The 18,857-nt window shown below is 39.1% G+C and carries 17 protein-coding genes and 1 pseudogene; 5 read left to right on the forward strand and 13 right to left on the reverse strand.

From position 1 onward, the window contains the following. Nucleotides 1–56: 56 nt before the first annotated feature. The 5 genes from HMPREF2887_RS04760 to HMPREF2887_RS04780 form a co-directional block, all read right to left on the reverse strand. The gene (locus tag HMPREF2887_RS04760) at nt 57–614 is read right to left on the reverse strand and encodes an SP0191 family lipoprotein (protein ID WP_003026633.1); all 558 of its coding nucleotides are present in this window, start codon (nt 612–614) and stop codon (nt 57–59) included. A gap of 103 nt (nt 615–717) precedes the next feature. After that, nucleotides 718–1,287: an SP0191 family lipoprotein gene (locus HMPREF2887_RS04765; protein ID WP_003026634.1), complete on the reverse strand. Its 570-nt coding sequence runs from the start codon at nt 1,285–1,287 to the stop codon at nt 718–720. Between the two features lie 85 nt (nt 1,288–1,372). Then, entirely contained in the window at nt 1,373–1,771 is a 399-nt protein-coding gene (gene spx, locus HMPREF2887_RS04770; protein ID WP_003026638.1) for a transcriptional regulator Spx, read from the reverse strand. Between the two features lie 86 nt (nt 1,772–1,857). Continuing rightward, a complete protein-coding gene (gene recA, locus HMPREF2887_RS04775; RefSeq protein WP_021002199.1) occupies nt 1,858–3,003 on the reverse strand; it encodes a recombinase RecA in 1,146 nt (381 codons plus the stop codon). Between the two features lie 44 nt (nt 3,004–3,047). Continuing rightward, nucleotides 3,048–4,319 carry a competence/damage-inducible protein A gene (locus HMPREF2887_RS04780; protein ID WP_021002200.1) on the reverse strand — a complete coding sequence of 424 codons (1,272 nt, stop codon included), beginning with the start codon at nt 4,317–4,319 and terminating at the stop codon, nt 3,048–3,050. A gap of 599 nt (nt 4,320–4,918) precedes the next feature. Between HMPREF2887_RS04780 and HMPREF2887_RS04790 the strand changes: the two are divergent. Continuing rightward, nucleotides 4,919–5,339 (forward strand): annotated as a pseudogene (locus HMPREF2887_RS04790) (EamA family transporter). 102 nt (nt 5,340–5,441) lie between these two features. Here HMPREF2887_RS04790 and HMPREF2887_RS04795 read toward each other — a convergent pair. Together HMPREF2887_RS04795 and ruvA are read right to left on the reverse strand one after the other, a co-directional pair. Further along, nucleotides 5,442–6,020, reverse strand: coding sequence for a DNA-3-methyladenine glycosylase I (locus HMPREF2887_RS04795; protein WP_084740754.1), 579 nt, complete (start codon nt 6,018–6,020; stop codon nt 5,442–5,444). A gap of 10 nt (nt 6,021–6,030) precedes the next feature. Beyond that, nucleotides 6,031–6,621, reverse strand: a complete 591-nt coding sequence (gene ruvA / locus HMPREF2887_RS04800; RefSeq protein WP_021002202.1) for a Holliday junction branch migration protein RuvA — start codon at nt 6,619–6,621, stop codon at nt 6,031–6,033. Nucleotides 6,622–6,782: 161 nt separating this feature from the next. On the opposite strand from ruvA, the gene HMPREF2887_RS04805 reads away from it, so the two are divergent. Further along, nucleotides 6,783–7,292, forward strand: coding sequence for a helix-turn-helix domain-containing protein (locus HMPREF2887_RS04805; RefSeq protein ID WP_003026648.1), 510 nt, complete (start codon nt 6,783–6,785; stop codon nt 7,290–7,292). Nucleotides 7,293–7,674: 382 nt separating this feature from the next. Here HMPREF2887_RS04805 and mutL read toward each other — a convergent pair whose 3' ends face one another. Next, complete coding sequence (gene mutL / locus HMPREF2887_RS04810; RefSeq protein ID WP_003026650.1) at nt 7,675–9,621, reverse strand: DNA mismatch repair endonuclease MutL; 1,947 nt, start codon at nt 9,619–9,621, stop codon at nt 7,675–7,677. A gap of 244 nt (nt 9,622–9,865) precedes the next feature. Between mutL and HMPREF2887_RS04815 the strand changes: the two genes are divergently transcribed. Together HMPREF2887_RS04815 and HMPREF2887_RS04820 are read left to right on the forward strand one after the other, a co-directional pair. After that, nucleotides 9,866–10,306, forward strand: coding sequence for a LytTR family DNA-binding domain-containing protein (locus HMPREF2887_RS04815; RefSeq protein ID WP_041784066.1), 441 nt, complete (start codon nt 9,866–9,868; stop codon nt 10,304–10,306). After that, nucleotides 10,303–10,761 (forward strand): DUF3021 domain-containing protein, encoded by a 459-nt coding sequence (locus tag HMPREF2887_RS04820; RefSeq protein WP_021002204.1) that lies wholly within the window; start codon nt 10,303–10,305, stop codon nt 10,759–10,761. The genes HMPREF2887_RS04815 and HMPREF2887_RS04820 overlap by 4 nt, the downstream gene beginning before the upstream one ends. 188 nt (nt 10,762–10,949) lie before the next feature. Here the strand turns inward: HMPREF2887_RS04820 and mutS are convergent, their stop codons facing one another. Next, the gene (mutS, locus tag HMPREF2887_RS04825) at nt 10,950–13,511 is read right to left on the reverse strand and encodes a DNA mismatch repair protein MutS (protein ID WP_084740757.1); all 2,562 of its coding nucleotides are present in this window, start codon (nt 13,509–13,511) and stop codon (nt 10,950–10,952) included. A 162-nt stretch (nt 13,512–13,673) separates the two neighbouring features. Further along, nucleotides 13,674–14,114 carry an arginine repressor gene (gene argR, locus HMPREF2887_RS04830; RefSeq protein ID WP_003027809.1) on the reverse strand — a complete coding sequence of 147 codons (441 nt, stop codon included), beginning with the start codon at nt 14,112–14,114 and terminating at the stop codon, nt 13,674–13,676. 103 nt (nt 14,115–14,217) lie between these two features. Between argR and argS the strand changes: the two genes are divergently transcribed. After that, nucleotides 14,218–15,906, forward strand: a complete 1,689-nt coding sequence (argS, locus tag HMPREF2887_RS04835) for an arginine--tRNA ligase (RefSeq protein ID WP_021002206.1) — start codon at nt 14,218–14,220, stop codon at nt 15,904–15,906. A gap of 54 nt (nt 15,907–15,960) precedes the next feature. Here the strand turns inward: argS and nrdI are convergent, their stop codons facing one another. The 3 genes from nrdI to glgP all read right to left on the reverse strand — a co-directional run. After that, the gene (nrdI, locus tag HMPREF2887_RS04840) at nt 15,961–16,416 is read right to left on the reverse strand and encodes a class Ib ribonucleoside-diphosphate reductase assembly flavoprotein NrdI (RefSeq protein WP_021002207.1); all 456 of its coding nucleotides are present in this window, start codon (nt 16,414–16,416) and stop codon (nt 15,961–15,963) included. A 75-nt stretch (nt 16,417–16,491) separates the two neighbouring features. Further along, nucleotides 16,492–17,001 (reverse strand): ABC transporter permease, encoded by a 510-nt coding sequence (locus HMPREF2887_RS04845; protein WP_003027812.1) that lies wholly within the window; start codon nt 16,999–17,001, stop codon nt 16,492–16,494. Nucleotides 17,002–17,160: 159 nt separating this feature from the next. Beyond that, the coding region (gene glgP / locus HMPREF2887_RS04850) for a glycogen/starch/alpha-glucan family phosphorylase (RefSeq protein WP_084740760.1) at nt 17,161–18,857 on the reverse strand (1,697 nt) is incomplete at its 5' end.

Below are 18,857 nucleotides of genomic sequence, written 5' to 3' on the forward strand. Positions count from 1 at the left end.
ACGAGGTTAAGGACTTTTGTCCCAGCCTCTTTTTGTTTCATTATACACCTATAAAATCATGGATTTGCAACTTCTTTAGCTCCAGCTGCCTTGACAGACTCAATATATTGTTTTGGTGTTAAATTTTTAATAGTTGAAAACATAGAGCCATATGTATCTAGTTTTGATGCTTCATCAAGGTTGATTTTGCTCATATCAATATTGATTGTAACTTTAATAATATAGTCTTTTGTAATGTCTGTTTTAACATCAACACCGCCCAAAGACTTAAATTTATCCAATCCTGCGGCCTTTTCAAAAGCAGAAATCAAGTGCGGCTTAGTGCTTTCTAAATCTTGACCCGCTAATACACTCTTCATATTTTCAGGAAGTATTTGTTCAAGATTTATCACAAACTTCTTAAAGGTTTTTCCTTCATAAGAAATAGTTTGCGTAAGTGTTTGTTCAATCCCTTGGACAGTCTGTTTTTGTTGAAAAGACTTGGTCACAACAGAATCCTTTTTCACAACACTCGAACCAGTCTTACTATCCCCTGACTGATTCTGACCGGATTTTTGACCACAAGCTGTGAGCAGCAACAAACTTGCTCCTAACAAAACAACCGATTTTCTCATAAAAATATCCTCCTTGTATTTTAGAGCTTTATAAGAATAGTATACCATCTTTTGTAAGCGTTGTCAAAACGGCCTGTCTAAAAAGGCAACCAATGATTGACAGTTATTGATTGACTTCCGTTGCACCACTCGCAATCTGATTTTCAACATATTCTTTTGGTTTCATTTTTAAAAATTCTTTTAATTTCATATTTTTTAAATATTCAGTATCAGCGGCCTTATTAACATCCAAAACTTGAAAATCAAAAGTATGAACTCGCTTCAATTCTTGATCATTTATAATTTCCAAAGAGGTCGAAAAACCTTCCAAACTTTTTGCTTGTGTAAATTTTTCATCTTCAGCCAAAGATTTCTCCAATAATTTTTGCGCTTCAGCAACTCCAACTTCCGCAACTACTTTTTTCATTTCTTCTTTCATCGGCATGATTTGCTCAATCGTTAAACTTAAAAATTGATCGCCTTTGTAAGTAATTGTTTGTGTTTGTTGAATCCCTTCAGCTGTTTTAGGGAATGATAAGGTTTTTGTCACAACTGTTTCTTTTTCAGCGTTTGCAATAACTGGCAACGTACTATCAATTGATTGCTTGCTTGTTTTTGATTTTGTTTCTTTTTTTTGACCACATCCTGCTAAGACTGTAAGAATAATGGTTAATAGAATCAGGCTTCTTTTCATAGATTAACTCCTCCTCATTCTTTATTTTATCATATTTTTAATATCAATAAACATCGAAATAAAAAAAGAGTGGAAATTCCACTCTTTACAAGGCTGCGCGTAAACGCGCTTCTGTATTTTCAACATTACGAACCGAGCGAGGTAAGAATGCACGAATATCATCTTCTTTGTATCCTACTTGAAGACGTTTATCATCTACTAGAATAGGACTTTTCAAAATACGTGGCGTTTCCATAATCAAATCAATCACTTCACTCACACTCAATTCTTCGATATCTACGCCTAAACCTTTTGCATAACGATTTTTTGAAGACACAATACTTGCAACTCCATTTTCAGTTTTTGTTAGAATATCTAACAACTCTTCTTTTGTAATCCCTTCTTTACCAAGATTTTGTTCTTTATAAGTTAACTGGTGAGCATTGAGCCATGTTTTTGCTTTTTTACAACTAGTGCAACTTGAGACAGTATAAATTGTAATCATGTAAGTACTCCTTTCGCCACACGGTACTATTATCATACTATATTATACCACAAAATCCCTCCGTCTTGCGACCTATTTTTAAAAAATTATTCCTCAATCTCAATCGCGTCATCCAAATCTAGTGTGACTTCCTCTACTTTGTTTGTTGATTTGGTTGCTTCTGCATTTTTTTCATCTTCAGCATCATCCTCAATCAAACCGTAATGCACTCGAACTTTATGATCAATTTCATCAAAAATTTCTGGATGATCCGCCAAGTATTTCTTAGCATTTTCAGACCCTTGACCAATCTTTTCATCATTATAAGAATACCAAGCACCCGCTTTTTTGATAATATCAAGGTCTGTCGCAATTTTAATCAACTCGCCTGTTTTAGAAATTCCTTCACCATACATGATTTCTACGAAAGCTTCCTTGAATGGCGGAGCAACCTTATTCTTCACAACCTTAATCTTAGTTTCCTTACCAACATTGGTATCTTTTTCATCACCAGTTCCCTTGATTTGGGTATTTCCGCGAACATCCAAACGAACAGACGCATAGAATTTCAAGGCACGACCACCAGGTGTTGTTTCTGGATTTCCAAACATAATACCAACTTTTTCACGCAATTGGTTGATGAAAATCGCAATTGTCTTCGTTTTGTTAATAGAAGCAGACAATTTACGCATAGCTTGACTCATCATCCGCGCTTGCAAGCCAACGTGGCTATCTCCAATGTCTCCGTCAATTTCAGCACGCGGTACGAGGGCGGCCACGGAGTCAATAACTACCAAATCTATCGCACCAGAGTCAATCAATTTACCAGCAATTTCAAGGCCTTGCTCGCCTGAGTCAGGTTGAGAAAGTAAGAGTTCATCAATATTAACCCCAAGAGCCTGCGCATAAGCTGGATCAAGAGCGTGTTCTGCATCAATAAAAGCTGCAATACCGCCTTCTTTTTGAGCCTGCGCCACCGCATGAAGAGCTACGGTCGTCTTACCAGAAGACTCTGGTCCATAGATTTCAATAATCCGCCCCTTTGGATACCCTCCTGCACCAAGAGCGATATCTAATGCCAAACTACCTGAACTCATGACTTGAACTTTTTGTTCAGCACGCTCACCTAGGCGCATAATTGCTCCCTTACCAAAATCTTTTTCAATATTTTTAAGTGCAGTGTCTAGCGCTTTTTGACGTTCCTCGCCAAATTTCTTTGAAATTTCTTCTAATTTTTTTTGTTTTTTCGCCATTTATTTCTCCTGTATAATGATAAATTATTTTTTTGCCTATCTAATTATTGTAGCATATTTTCGTTTTTTAATAAAGTTTTTCGTAGCAGATTGAAAGCATGCAGAACGGCTATTTTACGTACATCTGTCCGACTGCGACCGGCAATATTAACCTTAATAGACTGAACATCCCCTGTGGTTGCTAAACCGATATAAACTGTCCCTGCTGGATGTCCTTCTAAGCTGTCTGGACCTGCCACACCTGTCAAGCTCACCGCATAGTCACTAGCGGTCAATTTTCTTGCCTGCTCAGCCATTTTCTCCGCTGTAAAAGCTGAAACTACCCCATGCTTTTCTAAGTCTGTCAAGGGAATGCCCAGCATTCGGCTCTTTTCCTCCATACTGTAGGTAACAAAGCCACCACTAAAAACATTGGAGGCTCCAGCAAAGTTTGCCAAAGTTGCTTGAAAGAGTCCTGCAGTCAAACTTTCAGCTGCTGTGACGGTCTTTCCTGCTCTTCTCAACAGTTCAAAAGCTGTTTGTCCCAGAGAATTATCATCTCCATAAGCATAGAAAAGATCTGCTAAATGTTGTTTCTCAAAAGTCTGTACAGCTAAAATTTTCTTTTCTAAATGGGCAAACTTAATATCTGCTTCATTTTGACTAGCAGCCTTGGTGGACAATCGCAATGTCACCTCTCCCGTCTTAGCATAAGGAGCAATGGTCGGATCGGTCTGATTATCAATTAAATCTCCTAAAAGGGTTACTAATTGACTTTCACCGATACCAAAGAATCGCAAGACTCTTGAATACAATTTTTGACCAGTTGCTAACAGCGGAACCAGCTCATTATCTACCATAGGCTTTAATTCACTAGGCGGTCCGGGGAGAACAACATAAGTCACACCACCGACTTCAATCACGCCTCCCACCGCAAGTCCGGTTTCGTTTTGGAGAGGAGTCGATCCTTCCACTATCTGAGCTTGCCGCTCATTATTTGGTGTTCGAGCATAATCCGGTCGACTTGCGAAAAAGTGGTCCAATTTCTCCGTAGCCATTCGGTCAAATACCAACCTACGATTTAAGAATTTTGCCAAAGTTTGCTTAGTCAAGTCATCTTCTGTTGGGCCTAATCCTCCAGTTAAGATGACCAAATTACTACGATTTCGAGCAATTTCTAAAATGGATAACAGACGAGCTTCATTATCTCCAACCGCTGTTTGGAAATACACATCTACACCCAGACTCGCTAATTTTTCCGATAAAAATCGGGCATTTGTATTGACAATCTGACCTGTCAGAATTTCAGTACCCACAGCAATAATTTCTGCTTTCATAGAACCTCCTACCTTACTATTCGCAATTGATTTTATTTTATCACAAAAAATCTTAAAAACTTCATTTTAAGAAAAGAATCTGTAAGCAAATTGATAAGACTAAGAATTTTTCAAAAAGAAAAAGTCTGGAATTGCCAGCCTTCTAATTTATAACTATAATTGTGTCACATCAATAATATGATTACCTCGATTATGGGAGTGAGGTAGAACTCATCTTGAAAATTTTTAGTTCGTAATCTCACCTCCGCAAGCTTGCTCAACAGTCTGGGAGACTGTTGAGACGGTGGATAAAGAAAATAAAGTTTTCGTCAAAAGTGTTTTTGCGAGCTTGAAAAGCTAATACCCTGAGACTTGCTTCGCATCACCACAAAGCCGTGCTTTGAGCAATCAGCTACTACATCATTGATTTATCGCTTTATATACTTTGAAGTTGGAGACTTTCGCCCAGCCTCTTCAAAAATGAGGATTAGCTTAGCAAAACTAGGGTTTATATAAAAAAACAGACAATTTTGTACTGCCTGAGTGCCTTTAGTTTGCTGTGTTAGATAGAATCAAATGTGATAAAATAAAGAAAACAAAACATTTAAGGAGATTTAATGATGTGGGCAGTTTTTGCATTTCTTTCTGCTTTATTTGCAGCACTAACATCTATCTTATATCTTAGCCAAAATCGGGATTTCTGGCGTCAATTCTAATCTAGCGACAGCTATTCGGACAGTGGTCGTTGTTTTAATGGCTTGGGGGTATGGTCTTTTTGACCAAAGGGCAACTCGGTCTTGCTAACATCAGCAAGAAAAGTTGGATTTCCTTGATTTTATATGGATTGGCGACGGGCGCTTCCTGGCTCTGTTATTACCGAGCATTGCAGGAGGGAGAAGCATCCAAGGTCTTCCTATTGATAAACTTAGTGTTGTCCTCACACTCATTCTTGCTTTTATCTTTCTCCACGAGGATTTTACTATGAAATCCTTGTTTGGCAGCATTTTGATTACGATTGGAACTTTGGTCATGGTTTTGTAGTGATGTCATATCATCATAAATACAACAATATTACGAAAAATATAAAACAGTATCGGTCAATAAATATTGCACTGACTGCTCACATAAAAGATAGCAAAGCTATTAAAATCGTTTGATTGTTTTTCTTGCTGGATTAAACTCGCAAGTCTCCTCATGGTCATTGACGAGACCTGCCGCCTGCAGGAAAGAATAGACACAGACTGGTCCTACAAATTCAAAGCCTCGTCTCTTCATATCTTTAGCCAGTTTTTCAGACAATGGAGTCTTGGAGGGCATCTGCTTGTAGTCCTTGACAGGATTGTCAATCGGTGTAAAGTCTACAAAAGACCAGATATAATGATCAAAACTGCCAAATTCTGCCTGTATTTTCAGAAAAGCTCGGGCGTTGGCACGTGTTGCATAGATTTTTCGACGATTTCGGACGACGGCAGGATTTTGTAAAATGCCTTCTAACTCCGCATCTGTCATGACTGCCGCCTGATGAACATCATAGCCATGAAAAGCTTGTCGGAAGGCTGCTCGTTTATTAAGAATAGTCTCCCAAGACAGTCCTGCCTGATAGGTCTCTAGGCAGAGCAACTCAAATAAAGCCTGCTCATCATGCAAAGGAATCCCCCACTCTTGGTCATGATAAGCGACATATAAAGGGTTATTCTCTTTTACCCAGCTACATCGTTTCATCTTTTCTCCTTTATTTTACCAGCATTTTGAGGGCAGATTTGATATAGTTTTCCGCGGTATCATTGGTTCCTTCAAAGAATTTCTTAATTTTCTTGAGTTCAGCCGCCTTGTATCCCAGAGCTAGCATGGCTTCCATGGCTTCTTCCAATTCTTGATTGTCACTAGTAGCTGCAACAGCAACTTGCTTAGGAGCAACACCTGTTGCCACAACCTTGCCTTCTAAGTCCAGCACCATCTGCTGGGCTGTTTTTTTGCCGATTTTAGGAAATTTTGTCAGATAAGTGATGTTTTTCTGCTCAATAGCCTGCACCAAACCGGCATTATCATCGGCAGCGATTATCGCAAGAGCAGAAACAGGTCCAATACCAGAAACCGAAATCAAATTGAGAAAAAGCTGCTTTTCATCCTCTGTGCGAAAACCGTAGAGGAGCTGGGCATCCTCTCTGACCACCTGATGAACAAAAACTTGAATCTCCTGATTGACCTGACCTGAATAGGCATAGGGATTTGCCACATGCAGGATATAGCCAATTTGCCCCACCTCCACTACAATATATTTGGCTGTGATTTTACTTAAAATTCCTTTAAAATATTCGTACATGACTTCTCCTTTTCAACCCTTTTAGTATATCATATTCTGAGCGCAGAAACTGCAAATAAAAGCGCAACCTCCGGTTGACAAAAAGGAAAGCTGGCTATATGTTCAAGTTCTCTCAATCATGGTACAATACAAGTAGAGAAATATGAAAGGAGATTTAGCAAATGCAAATCAATAAACGAATTTTTGAACTGCGAAAGGAAAGAGGCTGGTCTCAGGATCAACTGGCGGAAAAGGTCAATGTCTCCCGGCAGAGCATCTCCAAGTGGGAATCTGCTCAGGCCCTGCCGGAAATCGAGAAGGTCATCGAACTGAGCAAAATCTTTCAGGTGACGACGGATTATCTGCTACTGGATCAGGCAGATGAGAAAGAAGCCAGACCCAAGTGGACTACTTCGGAAAGCGAGGGCTATCAACAGGAGGTCAGAAGCTTTGGTCTGGTCAACGTCCTCTATATCCTTTTTCTGGCCATCACCCTCTTCTTTTTCGCAGGAGGACTCTATCTTCCCTGGAATCCATCCCTCATCTTTTTCCTCTTCTTTCTATCTGCCGGCGCAGCCTTAGCCTGCAAGAGGTATCTGACCATCAAGAAAACTTACTTGGATCAGATAACTAACTTTAGAGTAGAAAGTGCTGAACATCAAGAACCCCATTCCTATAGCCAAACATCTTAAATCACTGCTGAAACTCACTTACAGATAAAATCTTAAAAACAGAAGCTGAGACAAAAGTGCTCAGCTTCTTTTGTTTATATAGTCAGAATTATAAGACGCAGTGGTTTGAAGAAGCTCTAGTGACTTTAGTCAATGTAGAGTTTCCCATGCACAATTGATTAGGCACTTTAGTGCCAATCAATCACTGCTGAGTGGACTCTAATACGTTGATAACTCAACTTTTCCAGTCCTTTTGACCCAAGTTTCACTTGACTTTATTTCCAGCCTCGAAGGGTTCCCCAAACCTTTCGAGCTGTGCGGAGGTGGGACGATGAAATCAAGTTTCTACGAAACTACTGATTTCATCGTCCCACTCTCTGTTTTAGAGCTTTTATAAATAGTTTTAATACTTGCCCAATTCTCTCAGGCTAGTATGGTTTTCCTGAATCCGACGGAACATTTTTCCCATATCAGATTTGGTGAAGTTGACCAAAACGGGACGACCGTGAGGGCAGTTGTAGGGATTGTCGCATTGTGATAACTGAAAAATCAAATCACGCGCTGAATAGTCATCTAAACTGTGATTGGCTTTAATAGAGCGTTTGCAACTCATCATAATAGCCAGCTCAGCGCGATATTTCTTGATAGAGACTTCCTTGGTTAGAAGCAGCATATCGCACATCTCATAAATACCTGATTCGATCTCCTCTTCCTTAAGCCAAATGGGATGTTCACGAAGAATAAATTGATTAGTTCCGTATTCTTCAAGGAAAACACCGACTTCTTCTAAAAGAGTCATTCGTTGTTTCAGACGCAACATATCATCAGCTGGAAATTCAAAGATATAGGGAACCAGAAGCTGCTGCTGACTAGCATCTACATCTCCGATTTTTTCACGGTAATATTCGTACTTTACTCGCTCTTGAGCTGCATGTTGGTCAATAATATAAAGGCCACCGTTTCCTTGAGCAAAAAGGTAGGTGCCGTGCATTTGCCCGAAATATTCCAATTCTGGAAACGTTGAAGTTTCTTCTCCATTTAGCTTATCTAAAGCTCTCTCTAAGCTCGCCTGATCCAGCTCTGGATGATCTAGTTGATTGTAAGAAGGAGATTGCCTTTCTGCAAATTTGACAGAAGCAGCTTTTGAATTGAGTTCATCTGTATCAGCAGATTGTTGGTCTAATCGGGCAGATTCCTCAAAAGAAGGTTGAGCTTCTGACACTTGTGGTTTCACAAAGAAGTCATTTCTTTCTTTATCGTAATAAAGTCGGTTCTCTTTGAGAGGGAGGCTGGTCTGTTCAGGCTTAATTGCTCGGTTAATGGTTGATTTGGCTAAATTCTCTAATGCGTCCGGAATCAAATCTTGCTCTTTCAAACTTGCAGCAATAGCTTGCGATATCAAGACCATGAGCTCTCGCTCCTTTGAAATCCGCACTTCTTGCTTGGTCGGGTGAACATTGACATCAGCAAGATATGGGTCAATCCGAATATCAATCACAGCAATCGGAAAACGTCCCACCATGAGCTTGCTACCATATCCATCTAAAATAGCTCGATTGAGTAGGAAATTCTTGATGTAGCGACCATTGATGAGGATAGTAATGTAATTCCGATTAGCCCTTGTTAATTCTGGCAAACTAATATAGCCTGATACTTCAAAATCCAAATCAGATGCTAAAATTTCAATCATTTTTTTGGCTGTTGTCAGTCCATAAATGCCAGCAATTGCTTGACGCAGATTTCCTGTTCCTGCTGTCCGTGTCATCTCTTTACCGTCATTAACAAGAGTGAAAGCGACCTCCGGATGAGCCAAGCTCAAACGGTTAATCACATCTACAATGTGAGATAGTTCCGCTTGTTGACTTTTCATATATTTCAAGCGAGCAGGCGTGTTGAAAAAAAGGTCTTCCACTTTGATTTTGGTGCCCCTAGGACAGCTACTTGGCTCTAAAGTCTCAACTTCTCCACCTTGCGCAATCAGAAGCGTTCCATGTGCACCACTACTTGTCGCAGTTTCAATCGTCAAACGTGAAACAGAGGCAATGGATGGAAGTGCCTCGCCCCGAAAGCCCAATGTCCGAATTCGAAAAAGGTCGGCTTGTTTCTTGATTTTACTAGTAGCATGCCGCCGTAAAGCCAAGGAAACCTCCTCATGCTCAATTCCTTCACCATTATCAATGACTTGAATGCTCCTGAGTCCCGCTTCTTCAATCTCAACTATAATCTGAGTGGCACCAGCATCAATAGAATTTTCTATTAACTCCTTGACAACGCTGCTAGGTCGCTCAATAACCTCACCTGCTGCAATCTGATTAGCAAGATTTTCTGGTAGTTCAATAATTTTTGACATAGTTTTCTCCGTAAGTATTCTAGCTATTATTATAACATAAAGCTGTTTTTCTATCAGAAGTCTGGTGTGAGAGGAACACACATCGTTTCCTAGAAAGGACCAAATAAACAGGCAAAGCAACCACTTAGGCAAAAGCTCTTGTTTTCCTAGCTAAAATAATGTTTAATAGACTTAGGAAAAACGAATCCTCCTTGCAACGAAAGTCAGCAGCAGGCAAGATACAATCTAGAAAGAAGGGATGTTTATGAAAGTTCAATTGCATATTGATGAAAAATTTTCAGAAGAAAAGATCATTATTGAAGCGCCTGCTTTGTCGGATTCCGTTCAACAACTACTGACATTTGCTCAACATCTCGGTAGCACTAAAACCATTCGAGCCAAAAAAGAGGAGGAGATTTACCTATTAGATACTGCTGAAATTCAGAGAATTTACACTGAAAACCGCCAAGTTTGGGTTGAAACAGCGACAGACACTTATCTCTTAGGGCTTCCACTTTATCAAGTTTTGGAATTGCTTCCCACTGATTTTCTACAGATTTCCCAATCTGAAATCATTAACATCGAACATATCAATCATCTGAAATTGACTGGTAGTGGTCTGATTCAGATTGCAATGAAAAACGGTCAGATAACTTATTCATCTCGCCGTTATCTCAAAGTCATAAAGGAGAAATTACAGCTATGAAAAAAACATTATTCAGAGATGCTCTAGGAGGCACTGTAATCGGGCTACTCCTATCCACCATCTATTCTTACTTTTTTGCTCCTGTCTATCATCCACTTAATCCTTATTCAGCAGTTGGTCTTTGGATGGAACAGCACCATATTCATGAAGCTTTAGTTGTGCTCTATTGCGCAGTTATCTGGAGCTTTATTGGCTTGCTCTTTAGCCTAGGAAAAGAGCTTTTCAAAAAAGATTGGAGCATCCTCAAAGCAACTATCTGCCATTATGGACTTATGATTTTAGGATTTATTCCTCTAGCTCTTCTGGCCGGCTGGTTCCCAAGCAAACCCATTTTTATCTTACAGCTGATTTTAGAATTTACTGTTGTTTATCTCATCCTTTGGGCAATCCTGTCTTATCTGACTAAAAAGAAAATTGAAAAAATCAATCATCACTTAAACAAACAAAGCAAATAGCAAGAAATAACCGCTGTGCAAAAACTCACGGCGGTTATTTGAGCCCAACTTAGAATGCAGATTGATAGAAAACGATCATAGCTTACTAAATTGTTGTGGTTTGAAGATGAGACCCTAGCTGCAATTCTGGTATGACATTTCAGCAAATTAAGCTGTCAGCCAGTCACATCCACTATAGCTTCAACATTTTAAAGTTTCTTCTTTATCTCTGCCACAGCCAACATCACTTCCATTGGGGTCATATTATAAATGTCCAACTGGCGCAACTCGTCTAAAATAGGTGATTCAGTTGTTTCTGTAAATAAAGACATCTGCTCAGCCACTTGATTTTTTTCACGAGCATCCGCAGGCAATGTATTAGAGATGCCAAAAGATGACTTCTCATTTGCTTGGCTTTCTAATCGTGTCAATATTTGATCCGCTCTTGTCAACAAATCATTTGGCAAACCTGCAATTTTTGATACATGAATCCCATAAGATTTATCAGCAGGTCCAACCTCAATCTTATGAAGAAATGTTACTTGACCATCTTTTTCTAGGGTTGCTACATGGACATTTTCTAGTTGTGTCAAGCTAGTTGACAGTTCTGTCAACTCGTGATAGTGAGTCGCAAAAAGTGTCTTGGCTCCTGTCTGATTGTGAATATACTCAATAATAGCTTGAGCAAGCGCCATGCCATCATAGGTAGCTGTTCCTCTTCCTAACTCATCAAAAAGAATGAGTGAATTTTCTGTTGCTTGAGAAATAGCATGGTTCGCTTCCATCATTTCCACCATAAAGGTTGATTGTCCAGAAACCAAGTCATCAGCTGCACCAATTCGAGTAAAGATTGCATCAAAAATCGGCAATTGGGCACTTTCGGCTGAAACATAAGAGCCCATTTGAGCCATAATCACAATAATCGCTAACTGCCGCATATAAGTTGACTTCCCACTCATATTTGGGCCTGTAATTAGCTGAACATTAACATTCTCATCCATTGAAATGCTATTAGGAATATAGGTTTGTGCACCCATAACTTTTTCTACGACCGCATGCCGCCCTTTATCAATTTGGATAGAGCGCTGCTCAATAAATTCTGGTCTCACAAAATGTTGCTTTTCTGCTACAGCTGCAAAGCTTTGCAGCACATCAACCGTTGCCAGAGTTTGCGCCAAGGATTGCAGGCGTTTGATATATTTACCAGCTTCCTCACGAATGCGCATAAAAATCTCGTATTCCAAATTAGCTGATTTTTCACGCGCTTCCAACATCTCACCTTCAATACGAGCCAGTTCTTCCGTACCAAAACGCTCCGAATTTTTCAAAGTTGCCTTGCGGAAAAAATGACTGGGAACATGTTCAAGCTGAGAATTGGTGACATGGAAATAATAACCATCTTTTTTATTGTAATCAATCTTCAGGTTGTTAATTCCACTAGCTTCTCTTTCTTTCGCCTCAATATCTGCAATCCAGCTCGTTCCATCTCGCATGACCACTCGATACTTGTCCAAGGTTTCATCAAAACCTGTTTTAATAATATTACCCTCTGTAATGACATTTGGAGCATCCGGCGAAATTGCCAACTGAATCAAGTTTGCCAATTCAGGAATTTCATCCAATTTGGCAATCAAATCTTCCAAAACTGGGCTGTCAATTCCTTTTAAGATTCCCTTAATTTGTGGTACATGACTCAATGTCGCAGCAAGTTGTAATAGATCTTTCGGATTGGTCTTGCCAAACGAAACCCGACTGGCTAAACGCTCAATATCATACACTCCTTTGAGAGTGTCTGATAAGTCACTGCGTTCAAAGAAATGATCTAAAAAGACTTGCACTACATCCTGCCGCTTGACGATTCGCTCTTTATCAATCAACGGACGTTGAATCCACGCTCTCAACAATCGTGTTCCCATAGCTGTCTTAGTCTCATCCATCAGCCAATAAAGGCTCCCGTGCTTCTTTCCTGTCCGAGCATTCTCTGTTAAATCCAGACTTGCCATAGTTGAGTAATCCATCTGCAAGAAATCTTTGATTTCATAATGATGAACTTGTTTCAAATGACTAAGCTCACGTAGCTGCGTTTTATGAACATACTGTAATAACTTTCCAGCTACTTGGCGCTCTAGCGGCGACAAGTCCTTTCCTAGTAGCTGAACATCATCAAATGTAGTTTCTACTTGCGATAAAAGGAGATTCATTTGAATCTCCAATACTTGGCGCTCCATTTCAGACAATTCATACCCTAAGACCACTTCACGCGCTCGCAAGTTTCGGATTTCTCCACAGACCATGTTAAAGTCACTAAGACTTGTGACCTGAAATTCACCCGTTCCCACATCCATATAAGCCAGCCCATATATACCTGACAGCTTATCCAAAGCCACTAAAAAGTTATTCTGACTGTCTGGTTTTGAAGAATCAACTACTGTCCCCGGCGTAATCACCTGTACTACTTCGCGTTTGACTACTCCAACCGCTTTTTTAGGATCTTCCATTTGCTCTGCAATCGCAACTTTATAGCCTGCTTCAATTAAAACATCAATATACTGTTGCACCGAATGGTAGGGAACTCCTGCCATCGGGATTGGATTTTCCGAATTTTTATTACGGCTAGTCAGAGCAATTTCTAAAATCTGTGCTGCATTGATCGCATCTTCATAGAATAATTCATAAAAATCTCCCATACGAAATAGCAAAAAAGCATCTGGATAATCTTTTTTTATATCTAAATACTGTTGCATTCCCGGAGATAGTTTTTCTTTTGTCATTCTCAGCCTTTCCGTTTATTAAATAGCAATGAGAGTCGGACAGAAATTAAATATTTCGGAGACACTTGATTTCGTCATCCCACTCACACTACATCTTGTCATTAGAACTATATAAATAAAGGAAGCTGAGCGCTTCTATCTCAGCTCCATCATCTTCTCCTCTTAATCCATTTTCTCAAGAAGCTGCTCTTCCATTTGTTTTGCAGCTGCTGTATCACGACAGATCACTAAGAGCGTGTTAGCTCCTGCTACCGTTCCTAAAATCAGCTCACCTTTATTGGCATCCACAAAGTTAGCCAGAATAGAAGCATCCCCTAAGCGAGTATGAAGAACCAAGGAAAATTCCGCCCGAGAAACGCCCTCTACATGATAAGACAAGAACTCAACCAAATCGATTTTATTTGTTTCATCTGCTAAAACATAATAAACTTCATTGTTTTTCTTGGCTTTCGTCAATCCAATTTCACGTAAGTCCCGAGAGAGGGTTGTCTGTGTTACAATGATGCCTTGTGCCTTTAAACGATCCTGAATATCTTTTTGTGTACTCAGTTTTTCTTCCTTAATCATTCGCTTAATTAGTTTATGACGTTCACTCTTTTTCATTTTATCCTCAATAATGTATATTTATACTCAAAATTATACCAAAAAAATTGAAGATTCGTCAAAAAATATGTTAAAATACTAGTAAAAGACCAAAGGAGAAACCATGGATAATAAACAATTGATTGCAAGTGAATTGGCTAAGGTCATTGACAGCTTAGACCAAGACGCTATTTTAAATTTACTAGAAAAACCCAAAAGCTCAGATTTAGGTGATATCGCTTTTCCTGCCTTTTCTTTAGCGAAAGTAGAACGAAAAGCGCCTCAAGCGATTGCAGCAGATATTGCAGAAAAAATTGACTCAACAAACTTTGAAAAAGTAGTGGCAACTGGTCCTTATGTTAATTTCTTCCTTGATAAATCAAAAATTTCAGCTCAAGTTATCAAAGAAATTGTAAAAGAAGGAAATAACTATGGGCAGCAAAATGAAGGAAATGGAGAAAATATCACCATTGACCTCTCCAGTCCAAACATTGCAAAACCATTTTCAGTTGGTCATTTGCGCTCAACTGTTATCGGTGATGCCCTTTCTAATATCTTCCGTAAATTGGGTTACAACACCATTAAAATCAATCACTTAGGTGACTGGGGAAAACAATTCGGTCTTTTAATGGTGGCCTATAAAAAATGGGGTAGCAAAGAAGCCGTCGAAGCAAATCCAATTGATGAATTGCTGAAACTGTACGTTCGTATCAATGCGGAAATCGAAACAGATCCTGAGCTTGATGATGAAGGTCGCCTCTGGTTCAAAAAATTAGAAGACGGTGATCCTGAAGCTACTGAATTGTGGCAATGGTTCCGCGACGAAAGTCTGAAAGAATTTAACCGTATCTACAAATTGCTTGGCGTTGAATTCGATAGTCTAGCTGGTGAAGCCTTCTATAATGACAAGATGGACGAAGGTATCAAAATCCTTGAAGAAAAAGGATTGTTGGAAGAGTCTAAAGGAGCTAGCATTGTCAACCTTGATGATGTTAATCTGCCACCAGCTATGATTAAGAAATCTGACGGAGCAACACTTTACATTACACGTGATATTGCGACAGCTATGTACCGTGCTCGCACTTACAACTTCGTTAAAAACATTTATGCTGTAGGTCAAGAACAAGCGAATCACTTCAGACAATTAAAAGCCGTTTTGAAGAAGATGGGATTTGACTGGAGCGATGATATGATTCACGTAGACTTTGGATTGGTCACAAAGAACCGCCAAAAATTGTCTACACGTAAAGGAAATATCATCCTTCTTGAGCCAACCCTTCAAGAAGCTATCAATCGTGCTCAGTCACAAATTGAAGCCAAAAATCCTGACCTTGAAAACAAAGAGGCTGTTGCTCGTGCTGTCGGGGTAGGAGCTGTTAAATTCTACGATTTAAAAACAGACCGTCGCAACGGTTACGACTTTGATTTGGAAGCCATGGTATCCTTTGAAGGAGAAACAGGTCCATACATCCAATACGCTTATGCACGTATCCAATCAATCCTTCGCAAGGCTGACTTCAAGCCAAGTGCTGAAGCAACATACAGCCTAGATGATGCTGAAAGTTGGGAAATCATTAAACTGCTACAAGATTTTGCCCGTGTTGTCAAACGTGCAGCTGACAATTATGACCCATCACTCATTGCAAAATATGCGATCAGTCTTGCACAAGCATTTAACAAATTCTACGCACACACTCGTATCTTGGACGAAAGCCCTGAACGTGACAGCCGTCTGGCTCTCAGCTACGCAACAGCTGTTGTTCTAAAAGAATCTCTTCGTCTTCTCGGCGTTGATGCTCCAGAAAAAATGTAATTTTCTAACCCTATCAAAAAATCCTATCGGTATTTACAACGATAGGATTTTTTATTACATTCCGTATAATTCTTCAATTTTCAGACCAATTCGTTTGACATCTTCATTCAAGCCACGAAGTTCAAATGTGTCCAAGACTGGAAAGCCAAATCGCTCTGCATATTGCTTTGCTGTTAAACAATATTGGTTGTTAAAATTACGATTACCACTACCAACAATGCCAAAACAGCGCTTGTAATTCTCTTCAAAAGCGATAAAGTCACCTAAATCATTGGTAAGAATCTCTACATCTCCATTATCCAAACCATTTCCACCTTCTAAGTAGGTTGGTAAAAAGGCTACAAAGAACTGAGACATGGCGTAAAATGGTCGCTCCTCTTTCACCATATCTTTTATATCCACCTGCTCAATCTCGGCATCTTCATGTCGCTCTTGCAAAAAAGCAGACAAACGTTTGATAAAACTCGCTGTGTTGCCACTTAAACTAATATAAACTAAGGAAATCTTCATATTTTCTCACTTTCTAAAAATAAAACACATCTATCATTCTCTTAAAATTTTAAGCTGATAGATATGTTTTGTCAACTATTGTAATTCTTCTTTTGCTAAGTCTTGTTGCTGCCGTTTCATCTTGAAAAAGACAATAACAAGGAAAAGAATATTAAATGCAAAATAAATAATGGTCAAAACTCTTGTCGATGAGATTGCTGTGGCACGCATCGTTTGATCTTTATAAAGATTGTTGAGTGGCATACCACCGATATAATTGTAAATTGTCCCAATAATTCCTAATAACACATAAGCAATATAGGCAAAATTAGCGTATAAAATGTTTTTCTTGACGATAAACACAATAGCAGCAATCAACAATAAAATTGAAAGGACAACTAATATTTTATGCGGAATATTATGAAGAAAGACAAGACTTCTTTCAGTTACTTCCACGATTTGCTTCACAACCGTTTCAGACAGTCCTTTATAAGAACTTGTATTCGTTATTTTTTCACTGCCAAAAAAGGTTCCTACAAATGTAAAAGATGATAGAATGGCTGATAGTGTCAGCAAGACATATAGATAAATTGGTCGTTTTTTCACAATAATCCTCCTCGTTGTGAAAAAGTTTTCAGTTTTATTTATTATAACGTACGCAGTCAAAAATGGCAACAAAAATAAACAAAAGTTTCACTAGTGTCCTTTATTTTTTTCAAACAAAAGCCCCTCAACTACCAATCAAGGGGCCTATTCGCTATTGAACTAGTTCAAATGCCAAATTTCATCGTTATATTGAGCAATCGTACGGTCAGCAGAGAAGAAGCCTGCTTTTGCAATATTGACAAGAACTTTTTCAAGCCAAACATCACGGTCTTCATAATCCGCAAACATGCGTTCTTTTGTTTCGATATAATCTTCCAAGTCAAGAAGCGTCATGAACCAGTCTTTGTTGATTAATTCATTGTAAAGTCGCTCCAAGCGCTCTTTCTTACCAACTGCAAGAACGGCATCGCTGACAATGAAATCAACCAGCGGTTTGATTGCTTTACGAGCATAGAATTCACTTGACTTATAAGCTTCTTTGGCATACAAATCAATAACTGTTTCAGAATCTTCACCGAAGATATAAATATTGTCATCGCCGACTAATTCATGAATTTCAACATTCGCACCGTCTGAAGTACCAAGCGTTAAAGCACCATTTAGCATGAATTTCATGTTACCAGTACCTGAAGCTTCTTTAGAAGCAAGGGAGATTTGCTCAGAAATGTCACCGGCTGCAATTAAGAAGCTAGCTGCTGTTACATTGTAGTTTTCAACCATGACGACTTGCAAGTATGGAGAAACTTCTGGGTCGTTAGCAATTACTTCTGACAAGCAAAGGATTAAATGAATAATATCTTGCGCAATCGTGTATGCTGGAGCAGCTTTCCCACCAAAGAAGACTGTAATTGGACACGCAGGAATGTTTCCAGCCTTGATATCCAAATATTTGTGAATGACATAAAGAGCATTCATTTGTTGGCGTTTGTACTCGTGAAGGCGTTTGATTTGGATATCAAAGATCGATTCAGGATTGATTTCAACACCTTGGTGCTCTTTCAAGTGACGAGCTAATTTCCGTTTGTTGTGAGCTTTGATTTTTTCAAGTTCAGCTTTCACATCAGCCTTACCAGAAAATTCAAGTAAGTCTTCTAATTTTGAAGCATCATGGTGCCAATCGCGACCAATCAAGCTATCAATATAATTTGACAAACGTGGATTTGCGTGCATGAGCCAGCGACGGAAGGTGATTCCGTTTGTTTTATTGTTGAATTTTTCTGGATAAATGTCGTAAAAGGCCTTGAGTTCTGAGTTTTTCAAAATTTCTGTATGAAGAGCAGCAACCCCATTGACACTATATCCATAGTGAATGTCCATGTGAGCCATGTGTACACGATCATGTTCATCAATAATTTGAACAGCTGGATCTGCGTATTCAGCCTTCACGCGCTTATCCAATTCTTTGATAATTGGAACCAAGTGTGGAACAACTTCTTCCAAGAATTCAAGCGGCCATTTTTCAAGCGCTTCAGCAAGAATGGTATGGTTTGTATAAGCCGTCATATTCTTAACGATATTGATTGCTTCATCAAGAGAAATACCACGTTCTGTCAAAAGACGAATCATCTCTGGAATGACCATAGATGGGTGTGTATCGTTGATTTGGATAACAGCATAGTCAGCCAAGTCATGAAGATTGCTACCTTTTTCAATCGCTTCATCAATAATCAATTGTGCACCATTTGACACCATAAAGTATTGTTGGAAGATACGGAGCAATTCACCTTGCTTATTGCTATCATCTGGATAAAGGAATAGAGTCAAATTACGAGCAATATCTGTCTTATCAAAGTCAATCCCATCTTCAATGATACTTGCATCAACCGAGTCAAGGTCGAACAGACGAAGACGGTTTT

The sequence above is a fragment of the Streptococcus sp. HMSC071H03 genome (assembly GCF_001813035.1).
GTDB classification, from domain to species: Bacteria; Bacillota; Bacilli; order Lactobacillales; family Streptococcaceae; genus Streptococcus; species Streptococcus anginosus.